The organism is Persicitalea jodogahamensis, assembly GCF_014651615.1.
GTDB classification, from domain to species: Bacteria; Bacteroidota; Bacteroidia; order Cytophagales; family Spirosomataceae; genus Persicitalea; species Persicitalea jodogahamensis.
In genome coordinates, this window is sequence record NZ_BMXF01000001.1 from 1,492,194 (window position 1) to 1,507,752 (window position 15,559).

Consider the following 15,559-nt stretch of genomic DNA (forward strand, 5'->3'; position numbering starts at 1 on the left):
GGAGTCAAAGTGCAAATCACTTTCCCTCAGGAACTCAGCCGGGCGCCTGGTAACGTACTTTCAAATCAAATGATTCTTGTAGGCAAACGCCACGGCCGCAGCGGTATTCTTAGTACCCGTTTTTTCCAGGATGCGCAAGCGGTGACCTTCGACGGTACGGGTACTTATGAACAGTTTTTCGCTGATCTCGATGGTCGAAAGGCCATCACAGAGGAGTTGCAGTACTTCCTGCTCGCGATTAGACAAACCAACATTGTTGGCATTGGGAAAAAAAGGCTGTTTGTTTGGGCTTCGGGCTACCATTTTTCGGTGCATTGCCTTCGACACGAAATCGCTGTAATAGAACCCTTCCTCGGCCACCCGGCGGATTGCTTTCTCCACTTCGTCGGGCGAGGTGTCTTTCAGGAGATAACCGTGTACCCCTTTTTCCAGCATGTGCATCACAAAGCGATCTTCATCGTACATCGAAACGACGATCACTTTGACCTCGGGGTGCTTTTCGAGCAATAGCTCGGTGGCCTGCATCCCATCCATAACGGGCATTTGCAAATCCATCAGCACGATGTCGGGTACCTGAACCTCCACCATGTCCAGCAATTCCTGCCCGTTGGCCGCCTCATGGACAAACGAAAAATCCTCCACGCCACTCAACATGGAAATAAATCCCTTTCGAAACAGTTCGTGATCATCGGCAATGGCAAGGTGTAGCATTTCTTATGGATCTAAAGGTGGGTTTAGTTGTGGCGCACGGCCCCGCTGTGCGGTGCCGATCCCCGGGCGGCATCCCGGGCTTTGGTTTGGAATATCACTTTCGTTAACCTTTAACCGTCGCCGGCCGCCTGAACGGATGCAAAGGTTCGGGTTTGGCACTGCGTTGCGGTTCAACGGGAATCTGGATCCGGGCCTGTGAACCACGAACGCCCGGTTTCTGGTATTTCACTTCGCCATTTATGACGCTCAATCTGCTTTCGATGTTCCGGAGTCCCAGGCCGGCTTTGTCGCTGGTCTTGATGGTGGCAGCATCAAAGCCTTTGCCGTTGTCGGTCACCTGCATCTCAATCTTTCCCTCGTCGAGGTGTAGTTCTATGACTATTTCGTCGCAATTGGCGTGTTTGATAGCGTTATTGACAAGTTCCTGCATGATACGGTACAGGGCCAGCTCAACGCGGGGCGATTGGCGCGGAATCTCTTCGCCGTCACAATGAAATTGTACCGACAAGGTGTAATTCTCGCCCATTCGATGGATAAACTCTTCGATGGCAGCCACCAACCCGAACTGATCCAGCGTGGTGGGCACCAGGTCGCGGGTGATGCGGCGGACGTGCACGATGGTTTCTTCTACAAGGGAGTGCGCTTTGTTAAGAGTCAATTCAGCGCGGGGGGAGTTCAGGTGAGCGGCGTCGGGAGACGTGAGCCGGGTTGGGTCACGGTAAATGAGTTTGGCAAGTTGATTGAGACTGAGCTTGGTTAGTGACAGCATCGTGCCAATGTCGTCGTGCAAATCCTGCGCGATCCGCCGTCGCTCGCTTTCCTCGGAATGAAGGGCGGTTTCGAGCAACATAAGCTGGTAGTTTTTTTCTACGTCACGCAGTTTCTTCTCTTGTTCAAGCTGCTTTTTTTGGTAATAAATGACAAAAACAATGGCAAAGCCCGCCATGATAAGCATGGCGGAAGTGGCAATCATCAGGGCCAGTCTGATCTGTTCAGGAGTAAAGGTCGTCATGATGCGAGCGGGTATGCCAAATACCAATTGAAAAAAGGGACAAGGAGATGATCTCAACGACAAACGGAAGATCGTCGATCAGTCCCACCTGCAGTTTGTTCTCCCAGGTATTGGTGTAATACCAAAACGGGAAGTAAAAGATATTTCCGGAGTAGAATATCAGCAAGCCTGCACAAACCCAAAAAAATGGGTAGCCCAGGATATTGCTGACTTTCAAAGTTTTAATTATTTCATAGAAAAAGAGTAATACCCAAAAAATAATAAGAACGCTCTCAACTACCTGCGAATACCGACCTACCAGATGATTATGAAGGTCGGATAAATTGCGATTGCTGGCATAGATGTCCAGCAGGGCAAATGGTCCGAATGCGAGAATTGAGTAAAAGATGATCCGCCTGACCAAGGCCGATCGGAAATAATAATAGAACATGCCGCTGAATAAAACGTACCGCAAGGGTACGAACAGATTGAGCAGCAAAATGTTATTGGTACGGTGGGCGGCGAGGTACATCATCCACAATCCAACGGTCAGATCCAGAAGCAAATAAATGAAGAGGAGCCGGAACGCCACATTGAATTGAGGGTACCGGAGCCCCGCCACAAATAAAGGCACCAAAATGAAGAAGACGGCGGAACTCGCCAGTGGATAGCGCTCTATGTACGTAAAAAAAGCCATTGGTTGATGGACAGGTTCCCCACGGGCAGAGTGAAATTGACCGGATTTAGGGAGTGCAGTGATGAGGACAGCATGGACCATCGGTGAGGGCGTCGTCTTCGCCGGCGGGCATATCTTTCAGACCGATGCGGGAGCTGGTGATATCTCTGCCGTCGGCGTCAACGGCTACCACCACGAGTTGTTCACTGATCTCCTTGGCATCAGTTTTGGCAAAGTAAAAGCGCAATCCCACGCAACCATCTTTCTGCATGAGCTTCTGCAACTGTTTGTTGCCGAAAAACTGAGCTTCGGTGAAAGTGCCGGGCTTTTTCTTATCTTCTCTTTGGGTGCTCTGAAAGCGCTCGGTAAGTTTGGAGGCGTCAGTGGCGGTGACGAATTTTCCCTCCTCCCCGGTGAATTTGTAGGGATTCATGTAGTTAGGTTTAGCTGTATTTTATAAAATTTGGATTGGTGGTATAAACTTCACTCTTCAAGTTACAAGGCTTTCCTGCGAAACCAAAACCGTTCGGTAATCGGGCAATCTTGATTATTATCAATTGTCTGAAAGTAAGGTGCTTGTGTTTTTCTGCCGTTGGATAAATCAAGTAGAAATACCTATAAATTGGTCTGATGGAAATCCACAAAGCCGGGGATGCCGAAAATAAAATCTCAGCATCCCCGGCTTGTATGACCACTTTTGAACTACTTACTTTCCCGCTGCCGGACGGCTTCGTAGAGTACCACCGCCGCCGCCGCCGACACATTCAGCGACTCTACTTTTCCGGCCAGTGGTATTCTGACCTGCCGGTCGGCAAGTTTCAGCAGCGACTCCGCGATGCCGTCTTCCTCCGAACCCATAATGATGACCGTGGGTAGTTTGAAATCAACTTCGTACAGACTGTCGTCGCCCTTTTCGGTGCAGGCGATCACCTGCAGGCCGCTATCCTTCAGATAATGCAGTGTGTCGAGAATGCTTCCCTCCCGGCTGACGGGCAGGTAGTTCAGCGCACCGGATGAAGTCTTCATGGCATCGGAATTAATCTGACTGCCGCCTTTAAAGGGTACCAGCAAAGCCTGTGTGCCGGCGCATTCGGCGGTGCGCGCAATGGCCCCGAAGTTGCGAACGTCGGTGATGCGGTCGAGCATCAAAAAGAGAGGCGTCTGACCGTCTTCAAATACCTGCGTCAGCACGTTGTGAACCGGGACATAGCGCACGGGCGAAATAAAGCAAACCACACCCTGATGGTTTTTGCGCGTAAGCCGGTCGAGTTTCTCCGGTGGAACCCGGCTGAGCGGTGCGCCCAACTCGCGGGCGAGTTGCTGGATTTCAGGAAAGCTCTGGTCTTTCTGAATCAGCAGACGCTCGATTTCTTTCCCCGAGCGAAGGGTTTCCAATACAGATTGAATCCCAAAAACCATGTCGGATTTCGGGATTGAGGGGGATTTTCTTACCGGATAGCGCCGTTTCTCCATGCTTCTACAATGGGGTACCAAATGGGCTGATACTCGACATAGCGTACCAGTTCATAATGATCGTCCACAAATTGGTTTGATCGTCTGTTAAAAGTAAAATTGACATTGGTGGCGTTCGCCTTCTGGTCGTACACCCATACTTCTTTGTCTTTGCTGCGCTGCACCCTGTCGGGCGGACCAAGAACGATGAAAATCATTCCTTTATCCGTTTTCCAGCCCTCCTTATAGCTTGTAAACAACCGGTTGGCTTCCTCTACCCGGCTGTAGTAGCTGCGGATCACCTGCCGGGCCAGTTCGGGGTTGCCCTGCATGAGCGAGAGCCAGTACTTGTCCAGCGCTTTCTTATCGTCGCGGGCTGCGTCCATTTCCTTGATTTCCTGATTGGTACTCATGTACAGCAATGGCTCGGTCAGCTTGTCGGGCTGGGTTATCTTGGGATAGCGGTCGTCCGTAACCAGTATGCCAAGGCCCTCTGTTTGAGACGTGTCGGTCAAGAAATAGTACAACCCTTCCTGAGAAAAAGCGATCTCCTGGCCGCTCTGGATCGTGAAAGTACTGTCCACACTGAGCGTTTTAGAAACAGCGGTTCGCGGCGTTGTGTTCATGGGTGAAGGGGCCGCCTCGAACCCATGCCGGTAATAATAGCCCTGCAGGGGCTTGCTGCTTCCGTCAAGCAGCTGAATTTTGACACGTTCGTTTTTGGGAATAAAATGGCGGCGCAGCGGAGCGTTCTGCTGACCCTCGAACACCGCCAGTCTATCGCTGTCGCGTTGTTCCTTGAAGCGGATGGGCAGGTCGTTCAACACTTTTTTCAGCGTTCCCGTCTGGCTGAGTTCCATCAGTAGCACGCCGTAATCCTTACCGGGGTTCTTGATTTCGAACTGAGCCACGATTTGATCATCGAGCCGGGAAAGGTTTTCCGGTCCCAACGGTACATTGCCATAAGCCAGGCGATCGCGGGTACCGTAGTCGGAATACATGACGTAGTTTAAGTTGTACAAATCGCCAAATTCAGCCACACTCAACGGTGACTGCCCTCTGACAGCGTCGATGTAAACATACACGCGAACGCGTGCAGAGTCAACACTCAGGAATTTACTGGTCACGCCCACCAGGGTAGGTTCGTTGGTAGGGGAGGGAGCCGCGTTGCCTTCCCGGATTGTACGCTGTGATTCCACCGTACGCATGGCCTTTTTGGTAGAGGTACAGGCGGCGCAAAAGACGGCCAATGCAAGATAAGGGACTAGATATCGGGTCTTCATATTGGTTTTTCCTGGTTATTCTCAAATAACGAAGGAAAGGAGGGTTTTACCCAAAAAAATTATAAAAAGATAATTTTGGCGCAAGTTGCGGATAAAAACGGCAGGTTTCTGCCTTTGCCTATCGACAATTATTCAAAAACTTTACTTCTCTTATGAAATTCCGATTTCTACCGCCTTATTTCCTCGCGCTATTCCTGGTTTTGAACGTTGCCCTGGCGCAACCCGCCGAGCGTTTCGTCAAAGTGATTGTCGCCCCCGACCATGCCGACTGGGCCTATACACCCGGCGACAAAGTGAAATTCACGATCAGCGTACTGAAAAGCGGCAATCCGGTGAAAGGGGCCGTGGTGCGCTACGAAGTCGGCCCGGAGAAAATGCCCGCGACAGCTAAGGAAACAAAAACACTCGCAAACGGTACCCTCACGGTGGACGGCGGTACCATGAAGTCGCCCGGTTTCCTGCGTTGTATCGCCATTGCCGACATCGATGGCGTGGAGTATCGAGGCCTGGGGACGGCTGGATTCGGACCGGAACAAATCAAGCCGACTGCTGCGGACCCTGCCGATTTTGACCAGTTCTGGACGAAAGCCAAGGAGGATCTGGCGAAAATCCCTTTGGATGCCGAAATGACCCTACTCCCCGACCGCTGCACCGAAACGGTTAATGTCTATCACGTCAATCTGCGCAATTTTCAGAATTCCCGGCTTTACGGCGTCCTGAGTGTTCCCAAAAAGGAAGGCAAGTACCCGGCGCTTCTTCATGTGCCGGGAGCGGGCGTCAGAGCCTATTATGGTGATGTCAACAATGCTGAGAAAGGCGTAATCACTCTTCAGATCGGCATCCACGGAGTACCCGTGACCATGGATCCCGAGGTGTACGACAACCTGCGCTACGGTGCTCTGAACGGTTACCAGAATTTTAATCTTGACGACAAAGACCAATTTTATTACAAGCGTGTGTATTTGGGTTGTGTACGGGCCAATGATTTCCTGACCAGTCTGCCACAGTTCGACGGCCGCAACCTGGCCGTGACGGGTGGCAGCCAGGGTGGGGCGCTGTCGATCATCACTGCGGCACTCGACGGCCGGGTCAAGTGGTTGGGAGCGTTTTATCCGGCTTTGAGCGACGTAACGGGCTACCTGCACGGGCGGGCCGGGGGCTGGCCTCACTATTTTGCCACTAACTCTCTGGATTTCAATAACAAAAAAGATAAGATCGCAACGACCGGCTACTACGATGTGGTCAACTTTGCCCGCCGGGTCAAAATCCCCGGTCAGTACTCCTGGGGATTTAACGACGAAACCTGTCCGCCCACTTCCATGTATGCGGCCTACAATGTAATCAGCGCTCCCAAGTCGCTGTATCTTGCTTTGGACACGGGACACTGGACCTACCCCGAGCAGCGAGACATGATGAATGACTGGCTGCTGGAGCATTTGAAGGGAAAGGAATGAAAAACGTTGAAGGGTATTTTTTTCTTTGGAAGTCAGCGGACCGGGAGGGCTTTCTTTCGGCCCGATATTGAAGCGAGGGGAACAGGAGAAAGCCCGTTGGCTGGGAATAATTCTGTGATCCAAAAAGTGAAAGAAGCGCTTATGAACAGACAGTGATACGGATCATCTCTCAATCAATACTACCCAACCGTATATCCATTACGGTTGGGTTTCTTTTTGCAACATCTTGCCGTCATTAACCTATACTTATTCTGGATGAGAACATGAATAACAGACTGAATCAAATGGGCTTGTGACGCCTATTGAAGCTGGAAAGCTTTGGGTGACGGAAGAGGAATGGCAGGGTATTTTTACATCGTAAACAAATAATCAGTACAGCCATTCATTCAAAATCAACTATGGAATTTAAAGGAAAAGTAGTAGTCATAACCGGAGCTTCTGCCGGCCTGGGCCGTGCCATCGTGCGCGAATTTGCCCGGCAAGGTGCAAACATCGGTTTGCTGGCCCGAGGCAAAGACGGCCTGGAAGGTGCTAAGAGAGAAGTAGAAGATATGGGCGGAAAAGCCCTCGCTATCCCCACCGACGTGTCGCAACCCGACCAGGTTGAAGCCGCCGCCGACCAGATCGAGCGCGAACTCGGCCCGATCGATATTTGGGTCAACAACGCCATGATCAGCGTCTTTGGCCCTTTCAAAAAGCTGGAAATGAAAGATTTCAAGCAAGTGACGGAAGTGACCTATCTCGGACAAGTCTACGGAACCCAAGCGGCTTTGAAACGTATGCTACCACGTGACCGGGGAAGTATCATCCTGGTGGGATCGGCGCTGGCTTACCGGGGTATCCCTTTGCAATCAGCTTATTGCGGAGCAAAACACGGTATTCAAGGTTTCTTCGACTCACTGCGGGCGGAGTTGTTTCACGACAAGAGTAACATTAACCTTAGCATGGTGCAGTTGCCCGCCATGAACACTACGCAGTTTGGTTTTGTAAAGAGCTATCTACCCAACAAGCCGCAGCCTATGGGTACCATCTATCAGCCCGAGGTGGCCGCGCAGGCCATCGCCTACATTGCCAAAAATCCCCGCCGTGAGCTCTACGTGGGCTACCCGACCGTTGAATCTATCCTTGGGAATAAAATTGCTCCCGGTTTGCTGGACAGGTACTTGGGGGCTACGGGGTACGATGGTCAGCAAACCGATGAACCGAAAGACCCAAATCGTAAGGATAATCTTTACGAACCACTGCCCGGTGACCATGGATCACACGGTACTTTTGATGCCGAATCATGGAGTTTCAGCCCCGAAACCTGGGCAGCCACTCACAAGCTTGCCACCTGGGGTACCTTGATTTCGCTGGCAGCAGTGACAATAGGCTTATTTGTGAGTAGAAAATAAAATGTAGTAAAGCTTGTAACCTTCAAAAGCGGTATGGAAGATATGGGCAAGCGCGGCGTGAGCCGCCCGATGATGGACATGGATAGTAAGAAAGGAAAGGGCTCTGGCCACCAATCCATGAAAATGAGCCATGACGACCGGATGGATATGCTTGCGATGCACCACAAGCAGACACTGTGGGTGTATTGGCTAGTCGTCATACTGGGTTTCTGGATTCTGCTCTCGCCTTTGACTTTCGACTACGGCAAAAATCCCTCCCTGCCCAGCGGTGGCCGCAGCGTCTGGCTCGACCTAAGTACCCGGGTATCGGTCATGGAATGGAGCGATATCATCAGCGGCGTTTTACTCATTATTTTTGGGTACCGCTCGTTGACACCCAACCGCCCCGTCAGTATCTGGATATGCTGCTTCGTAGGAGTGTGGTTAAGTATGGCCCCGCTTATCTTCTGGTCGCCCTCCGCGCTGGCCTATATGAATGCCACCCTGGTCGGGGCGCTGGTGATGGGCCTCACGGTGCTGATCCCCGGAATGCCCAATATGATCATGTACATGGAGATGGGGTCGGAAGTACCACCGGGGTGGACGTATAACCCGTCAAGCTGGCCGCAACGCTGGATCATGATTGTGACGGGCTTTGCGGGCTGGATGGTATCACGGTACTTGGCGGCTTTTCAGTTGGGTTATATAGACACCGTCTGGGATCCGTTTTTCGGTTCCAGTAGTATTGAAGTACTCAACTCTTCCATGTCGCACTCTCTGCCCGTCTCCGATGCCGGACTAGGTTCACTGGCTTACACTTTTGAGTTTCTTATGGGCTTTATGGGGAGTCCGGCCCGCTGGCGCACCATGCCGTGGATGGTGACCTTCTTCGGTATCTTAGTTATTCCGTTGGGGCTGGTACATATCTTCCTTGTGATCTCACAACCCGTGCTGGTGGGAGCATGGTGCTTCATGTGTATCGTTCCCGCCGCCATTATGCTCCCGATGCTGCCGTTAGAAGGCGACGAGGTCATTGCCATGTTTCAGTTTATGAAAAAAGCAAAAGCGAAAGGTGAGAATCTCTGGCATGTATTCTGGTTTGGGGGGAGTCTGGAAAGTATGGACAAAGACGAGCGCTCGCCCGAACTGGTGAAGTTTCCCGACCAGAAAAATTCTGTTTTCCAGGCATCCATCTGGGGCATGAGTTTCCCCTGGACGCTGACAGTTTCGATGCTTCTGGGAATGGGGCTGATGTTCGCTCCTGATCTTTTCGGTGATACCATTCAATCCCCTTCGGCTACGATCAATCACTTGGGAGGAGCACTCATTGTGGTGGTTTCCGTGATTTCGATGGGCGAAGTGTTTCGCATCGGACGCTACCTCAACGTGTTGCTCGGGCTGAGCATCGCAGTCAGCATCTGGTTCACCGACTACCCTTCGATTGGTTTGGCGATCACCTCGGCGATTGCGGGAGGAGCGGCAGCGGCTTTGGCTCTGCCAAAAGGAATTCAGAAGGAACATTACGGCGGCTGGGACGAGTACGTGCGGTAACATCGGCCTCTTTCCTGTCGGTTTTAAATTTCGTTTTGAAGAAAAAGGTAACAGTCATATTCTTCTTTAGAAATAAGGGCCAGTTTAGCTGAGTTCCCAAAACAAAAAGTCCCACTGTTGACGACAGTGGGACTTTTTTATGAGGGTTCGGAAAACTTAGTTCTTCCGCCCTTTCTTCATTTTATTCATCACCCCGGAAGCAGCTTCGGCACCAGCGGGTAGCATGGCTTGCATTCTTTTCAGGCCGCTTTCAATCTGTGGACCCATGAAACTGAATGCGCTGTCGCCAGAGGTTTTACCCATGGCCAGGGCCTTCTGCGCCAGAGGTACTGCCTCGGCTACTTTGCCCATTTTGGCCAGAATCTGGGCTTTCAGCCAGACATTGCGGAATGTTTCCTTCAAACCAATGGCTTTGTCGGCCATGGCAAGTGCCTGACTCAGATTTTTACCCTTAGAGAGCATATAACCCGCCGCGTTTTGCAGCGTGTTGGGATCTTCGGGTTTCTCCATTACGGCTTTGTCCATCGCTGCCATCGTGATGTCGGTCGTCATGACCTCAATGGGGACGGGAACATTTACCGGTCCCCAGCCGATGTTCAGGTGTGCCGTGCTGTCGGTCACGTCGGAAAACCCGATGGTGAACGACTCCATGAACTCAGAAGCCGAAGCGGGCATTACCATCACGCGTACTTCGTCGCCGGATTCTTTGTAGCTGGCCTCACTGGCCTTGGTGTCTTTGTTCAGGATCACCGTCCACTGGCCGCCCTGCGGAATGGAAAACAGCGAATAAGTACCCGCAGGAACTTTCTTTCCTCCGAACATGAAGTCGGTTGAAGCCTGAAGCGTGGTGGCAGCATTGGCCCCTGTACGCCAGGTACGACCATAAGAAACTATGGCAGTGCTATCACCATACACGGTGCGTCCCTTGGCAGAAGGGCGTGAGTAAGTGACGGTGAAGTCCGTTACACCAACGGTCTGCATGATACTGGCCGCCGGGCTGGGCTGCGGGGTGCGCTGCGCCAGGGAAGTAGCAACAATAGCCACAATCAGTGCAAAGGAGAGATAATACTTTTTCATGAAAATTGACTTTTATTTGTTGATATATTGTTGAATTAAAGCGCAAAATTAGCCATTTGTTCCCACAAACCCTATTTCCATGCCGCGAGGAGTACTGCTAGCTATGTTAAATAATCATGTCCCCCGTGACGAATTTGAGTGGGATATGTGGCTGCGTACCATCGAGTTTGTGGAAACGCATCCCGATTGCTTCGAACGCTCGCTGCGCGTTGGCCACGTAACGGCCTCGGGCTGGGTGGTGTCGCCTGATCGCTCCCAGGTATTACTGATGCACCATAGTAAACTCAACCGATGGTTTCAGCCCGGTGGTCACTGCGATGGTGATTCCGATGTTTTGCGTGTGGCCATGAAAGAGGCACAGGAAGAAACAGGCGCTGATGTGCAGCCTGTAACCAGCAGTATTTTCGATGTGGATGTACATTCCATTCCGGCCCGGCCGGGCGAGCCGACCCATTTTCACTACGATATTCGATTCTTGCTGGAAGCTGACCCTGCGGCAGAAGTAATCCGAAATTCCGAATCGAAGGACATCCGCTGGGTGCCGATGGAGGAAGTATTCCTGTACAACTCCTCGGAGAGCATTCTTCGCATGCAACGGAAGACGCTGCCTCATTCAGATGCTTAAGTACCCGATGCTGGAAGTTTGCGAAAGTCCTGAACCCAACGTTTAGTGTCCAGCCCCTCAATATTTGAGGAATTTCAGTACCCGGACGCCCTGCGGTGTCGTGATTTTAACAAAATACAACCCGGCTGGCAACATTCCGACTGGTAAACGGACATTGGCTTGGGTGACGGGCATTGCCGTTGTAAGGCTGACGCCCGCCGTACTCAGAATTTGGGCATCGGTGGCACCAGGTACTTGATTGTTGCCAAAACGCAAGTACACCTCTTCCCTCGTGGGATTGGGGTAAAGCTCTACGCTGACCAACTCGCCGGGTTCTGTCGCCAGAGGCGCGTAAGTCTGGCGGACCAGCTCTTCGGCTTTCTGGATTGTAGGGATACCGTAGCCCAGCAGATTATCGGGGTTGGCGGCCTTATCACCGGCTTGTTTTATTACCTTGATAAGTTGTTGCGCCGTCAGATACGGGAATTCCTGCCAGAGTAACGCGGCCATGCCTGCTATAAGGGGGGCGGAAAACGAGGTGCCGCTGCCGGAAGTAGCTCCCCCGGTGGAGTTCCCGATGGTAGTTCCCACGCCCTGCGCCGAAACGTCGGGCTTGATGCGACCATCTGTCGTAGGACCTATGGAGCTGAACGGGGCGTAGCTGCGGTTGGAAAACGTTGCGCCAATGGCCAATATGGAATCTGCGTCGGCGGGAGGCGTAACCAACTTCCAAGGGTCATTGCCGGAGTTGCCCGCCGAATTGACTACCAGAATTCCGCGGCGGGCTGCGTAAAGGGCCGCTTTCGATATAAGGGCAGTTCGTCCGTCGAGCTGCTGGGTAGTATAATCATACACCGGATTATCGAACAAGTTGTAGCCGAGCGAGCTGGATATGATGTCTACACCAAGGCTGTCGGCGCGCTCGGCGGCCATGATCCAGGTCGCTTCCTCATAGGGGGTTTCGCTGAAATCGTTTTCGGTGCGATAGAGCGCAAAGCTGGCTTTATAGGCGGCGCCTACCATCAGGCCCGGCTGCTCGGCGCCGATGATCGACAGGCAGTTGAGCCCGTGCGGGTGGTTGTCGTAAACACCCGTTTTCCTGGATATGAAATCGTACGTATCCAGCATTCGCTTACTATCGAAAACCGGCTTCAGATACCCGACCTCGTTGGCTTTGGGAAACCCGGCGTCTAGCACAGCGACGAGCATTCCCTCACCGTGAAAGCCTTTTTCGTGTATGGCAGGAATGCCCAGCATGGCGAGCTGGCCCTGCGTTTGCCCGTAGTCGATAGTCTCCTGTGCCCCGAATTTATCGTGAACGGCACCCAGGCGGGCTACGCCAGGTGTACTGGCGGGAGCGATGGGCAGGTTTCGCTCGGTACTTTTATAAAACGGGAGCGCTTTGATCGCGGCCCATTGCGCGTCGGTGGCTTCCAGCAGGGCGGCATTGAACCATCGGGAGGTGAAGAACACTTTGGCACCCGTCTGCTGCACGGCCTGAATGTAAGTACTATTCACCGGGAGGTCAGAAGTCGTGATGGCGATACCTTGCCGCTGCCGTCGGGCAATAGCCCTTTGGGAAAGGAAAGCGTCGGGATTCTGGACGGAGAAAGTGCTGTTGGCTTTATCTTTGAAATAAATAAAATAACGTGGCAGCACCTGCGCTTCCGCCCGAATTCCCGGAAGGGCAAGGAGTAGCAAGCTGAGAAGCAGATAGTATTTCTTCATCGTCCGTAATTTTTCAGTAGCGTGGTTTTTGTAAAACCATAATCAATAATTCCCTTCCCTAAGCAATCAGGGGTGCCGCAGTACTGCACACTGGTTTGTTCGCGTTTAATCAAACCAATATTCCCGGCGTATGTTTCCTGACTTTTACGAAGAGAAAGCAGCGTCGAATCGTTTTGCTGCACCACGGTGATAGTTCGGGCGAAGGCTAAGGAATCGAGCATCAGCGGTCTGTCTACTGCATTTATCTCAAAAATTTGTTTGCCGAGCGTATTATACAAATTCCCGTTCCAGCGCAAACTTTCCCTGACTGGAAACTGGATTTTGATAAAAGTACGGCCATTTTCTGTACGAAAAGCCTGATCGGCGGTACGCCAGGCCAAACCGACGGAATCTACCCGCCAGGCTTTACCCTCGCGAACCGAGCGCTCGAAAGGGTAAACGTCCTGCCCGCTGGCGTCGGTATATTTTAGGCCGATGGTTTCGCGGATTCGGTAGGTGCGGGTTTGGGCGGGCTGCGCCAAGGCGTAGCGGGTTTCGGTCACTTCGTATTCCCGGAAAGTACCCGTTTCCAGGGGAAAATATTCGTAGCCGGGATCGGGACGAGGCGAGTCATTACCCTCACACGCGATGAGAAGCAAGAGAAATGAACAAGCGACCGATAGGCGAGCCATCAAAATTAATGAGCCAATGATTTATTCCGCCACTTCTGTAACCGACTTCAGATGTTCCCAGAAGTTCGGATAAGACTTGACAACTACGCCGGGCTCTTCAATAACTACCGAGCGTAGCATGCCAACGGGGGCGAAAGCCAAGGCCATACGATGGTCATCGTAGGTATGGATGGAGGGTGTGATATCCGAAGCAACCTCCTGAGTCCGGTTGAGTTCGTAACGATGGTTGGTTTCTACCTCCACCAATTCTGCTCCCAGCTTCTTCAGTTCCTCCTGTAAAGCATAAATGCGGTCGGTTTCCTTGATTTTCAGGCTTTCCACGCCCGTGAGCGTGAGTTTGATGTTTTTCATGGCGCAACAAACGGCGACGGTTTGGGCCAGGTCGGGGCAGTCGGTAAAATCCCAATCCAGGGAGGATTCGGCTTTTGTTTTTTGCAAAAGAACTCCCCGTTCGGTAAAGGTACTTTTAACACCCAAATGGGACATAATTGCTACAATGGCGCTATCGCCTTGCAGAGAATTTTCCTTAAGACCTAGTAGCTCCACTTCGGCTTCTTCGGCCAGGGCCACAATGCTGTACCAGTAACTCGCTCCCGACCAGTCGGACTCGATGGCGTAGGACTTGGGCTGATAAGACTGGGCTGGCACGGTGATGGTTTGGGCCGACCAATCAGCCTGGAATTTGATACCGAAATACGCCATTTGCTGAAGCGTCATTTCGATGTAGGGCCGGGAACCGACCTCGCCTTCCAGGGTTAGCACCAGGCCATCGGGCAAAAGCGGAGCGATCATGAGCAGGGCTGAGATATACTGACTGCTGACATCGCCACGGATGTTGAGATTATTTTTTCCTGAATAGTTGAAACCTTCTAAGCGCAGCGGCGGAAAGCCTTCTTTCTGTTCATACTCGATTTTCGCACCCAAATGCCGCAGCGCATCTACCAATAGACCGATAGGACGTTCGCACATTCGCGGCGTTCCGGTCATGGTTTTGCGCTGGCCCGTGATAGCGAAGTAGGCAGTGAGAAAACGCATGGTCGTCCCGGCGTCAATCACATCGGCTACCGGCCCGTCCGAGGCCAGCAGTCGCTGCATGGTCTGGCAGTCCCGGGCCTCAGAAATGTTGGTTAAGCTGCATTTGAAACCTGTCAGCGCGTCGATGATCAAGGCGCGGTTGCATTCGCTTTTGGAAGCGGTGAGTTTTATCTCGGCGTGTACTTTTTTCTGCGGAGGGTGAACGGTTACCTGGGACACTTAATTTTAGTGGAGAGTTGAAAGTTGAGAATGTATGATATGTTGGCGAGGCGTAATACCTCCAAAGACAGGCTGGAAGTCGAAGACCGAACTACCCACGCCTGCTGCTTCAATATGTTTTCAGGACTTTGATACGATTATGGCCGTTGATTTTTACCGAGGAAAAACTGAATTTATAACAAATGAAACCCGTGGCGGCCAATGCACCGCCAATGGCCAGTGTTTTTGCGTCGGTGGTAAAACGTTGTCCGTCCAAGCCTTTGTTAAAAAAGTCAGCACCAATGAAAATCAGGCCCGCTAAGGGCAGGATCGCCGAGCCTTCGGTCACCCAGGGGATGCGGCGGAAAGTCTTTATTTTTTGGATATCCCCCAGCAGTATTTCCTCAACTTCCATCCTCCGTTCCAGCTGGTTGACATAGCTGAAAGTAAAGCTGCTGTCAGTCACCGTGTAAATCTCCTTCCGCATACGCTGTGGCACACCCTTTACCTTAAAGCGGATTTGATCACCGGGAAAATACCGGTAGCGGTGGAAGGCACCGAGCATGGGGGAGGCATCGAGGGCCAGGTAGCGCTCTCCGGCTTTGGTGAATACCCGCTTGTTGTTGTACTGCTTCAAAAACAGTTCTTCGCTCGACAGCGCTTTCGCAGGGTCGTAATGATCCTGCGCCCGACCCGGCCCGGCAACGGCCAGAAATAACAGCAGCCCACAAAAAATAGCTTTCATCCTCAAATCT

The 15,559-nt window shown here is 52.0% G+C and carries 15 protein-coding genes; 4 read left to right on the forward strand and 11 right to left on the reverse strand.

The features are described 5' to 3' along the window. Positions 1–60: 60 nt before the first annotated feature. The 6 genes from IE117_RS06150 to IE117_RS06175 form a co-directional block, all read right to left on the reverse strand. Positions 61–711 carry a response regulator transcription factor gene (locus IE117_RS06150; protein ID WP_189563429.1) on the reverse strand — a complete coding sequence of 217 codons (651 nt, stop codon included), beginning with the start codon at positions 709–711 and terminating at the stop codon, positions 61–63. Positions 712–814: 103 nt separating this feature from the next. Continuing rightward, positions 815–1,723 (reverse strand): sensor histidine kinase, encoded by a 909-nt coding sequence (locus IE117_RS06155; RefSeq protein WP_189563430.1) that lies wholly within the window; start codon positions 1,721–1,723, stop codon positions 815–817. Further along, on the reverse strand, positions 1,704–2,399 hold the full coding sequence (locus IE117_RS06160; protein ID WP_189563431.1) for a hypothetical protein: 696 nt from the start codon (positions 2,397–2,399) through the stop codon (positions 1,704–1,706). Before IE117_RS06160 ends, IE117_RS06155 begins: the two co-directional genes overlap by 20 nt. 46 nt (positions 2,400–2,445) lie before the next feature. Next, on the reverse strand, positions 2,446–2,811 hold the full coding sequence (locus tag IE117_RS06165) for a hypothetical protein (protein WP_189563432.1): 366 nt from the start codon (positions 2,809–2,811) through the stop codon (positions 2,446–2,448). Between the two features lie 269 nt (positions 2,812–3,080). Continuing rightward, complete coding sequence (gene rlmB, locus IE117_RS06170) at positions 3,081–3,797, reverse strand: 23S rRNA (guanosine(2251)-2'-O)-methyltransferase RlmB (RefSeq protein ID WP_229580401.1); 717 nt, start codon at positions 3,795–3,797, stop codon at positions 3,081–3,083. A 29-nt stretch (positions 3,798–3,826) separates the two neighbouring features. After that, positions 3,827–5,113, reverse strand: coding sequence for a GWxTD domain-containing protein (locus tag IE117_RS06175; RefSeq protein WP_229580403.1), 1,287 nt, complete (start codon positions 5,111–5,113; stop codon positions 3,827–3,829). A gap of 152 nt (positions 5,114–5,265) precedes the next feature. On the opposite strand from IE117_RS06175, the gene IE117_RS06180 reads away from it, so the two are divergent. The 3 genes from IE117_RS06180 (at position 5,266) to IE117_RS06190 (ending at position 9,491) form a co-directional block, all read left to right on the forward strand. Further along, positions 5,266–6,567 (forward strand): acetylxylan esterase, encoded by a 1,302-nt coding sequence (locus IE117_RS06180; protein ID WP_189563434.1) that lies wholly within the window; start codon positions 5,266–5,268, stop codon positions 6,565–6,567. 398 nt (positions 6,568–6,965) lie between these two features. Continuing rightward, positions 6,966–7,961: an SDR family oxidoreductase gene (locus IE117_RS06185; RefSeq protein WP_189563435.1), complete on the forward strand. Its 996-nt coding sequence runs from the start codon at positions 6,966–6,968 to the stop codon at positions 7,959–7,961. 33 nt (positions 7,962–7,994) lie between these two features. Next, positions 7,995–9,491, forward strand: a complete 1,497-nt coding sequence (locus IE117_RS06190; protein WP_189563436.1) for a vitamin K epoxide reductase family protein — start codon at positions 7,995–7,997, stop codon at positions 9,489–9,491. A gap of 156 nt (positions 9,492–9,647) precedes the next feature. On the opposite strand, the gene IE117_RS06195 is transcribed toward IE117_RS06190, so the two are convergent. Beyond that, entirely contained in the window at positions 9,648–10,568 is a 921-nt protein-coding gene (locus IE117_RS06195) for a DUF2911 domain-containing protein (protein WP_189563437.1), read from the reverse strand. 103 nt (positions 10,569–10,671) lie between these two features. On the opposite strand from IE117_RS06195, the gene IE117_RS06200 reads away from it, so the two are divergent. Next, entirely contained in the window at positions 10,672–11,193 is a 522-nt protein-coding gene (locus tag IE117_RS06200) for an NUDIX hydrolase (protein ID WP_229580406.1), read from the forward strand. A 57-nt stretch (positions 11,194–11,250) separates the two neighbouring features. Here IE117_RS06200 and IE117_RS06205 read toward each other — a convergent pair whose 3' ends face one another. The 4 genes from IE117_RS06205 to IE117_RS06220 form a co-directional block, all read right to left on the reverse strand. Then, entirely contained in the window at positions 11,251–12,900 is a 1,650-nt protein-coding gene (locus IE117_RS06205) for a S8 family serine peptidase (protein ID WP_189563439.1), read from the reverse strand. Then, positions 12,897–13,571, reverse strand: a complete 675-nt coding sequence (locus IE117_RS06210; protein ID WP_189563440.1) for a hypothetical protein — start codon at positions 13,569–13,571, stop codon at positions 12,897–12,899. The genes IE117_RS06205 and IE117_RS06210 overlap by 4 nt, the downstream gene beginning before the upstream one ends. Before the next feature lie 21 nt (positions 13,572–13,592). After that, positions 13,593–14,825, reverse strand: coding sequence for a 3-phosphoshikimate 1-carboxyvinyltransferase (locus IE117_RS06215; protein WP_189563441.1), 1,233 nt, complete (start codon positions 14,823–14,825; stop codon positions 13,593–13,595). A 109-nt stretch (positions 14,826–14,934) separates the two neighbouring features. Beyond that, positions 14,935–15,549, reverse strand: coding sequence for a hypothetical protein (locus IE117_RS06220; protein ID WP_189563442.1), 615 nt, complete (start codon positions 15,547–15,549; stop codon positions 14,935–14,937). Positions 15,550–15,559 lie beyond the last annotated feature (10 nt).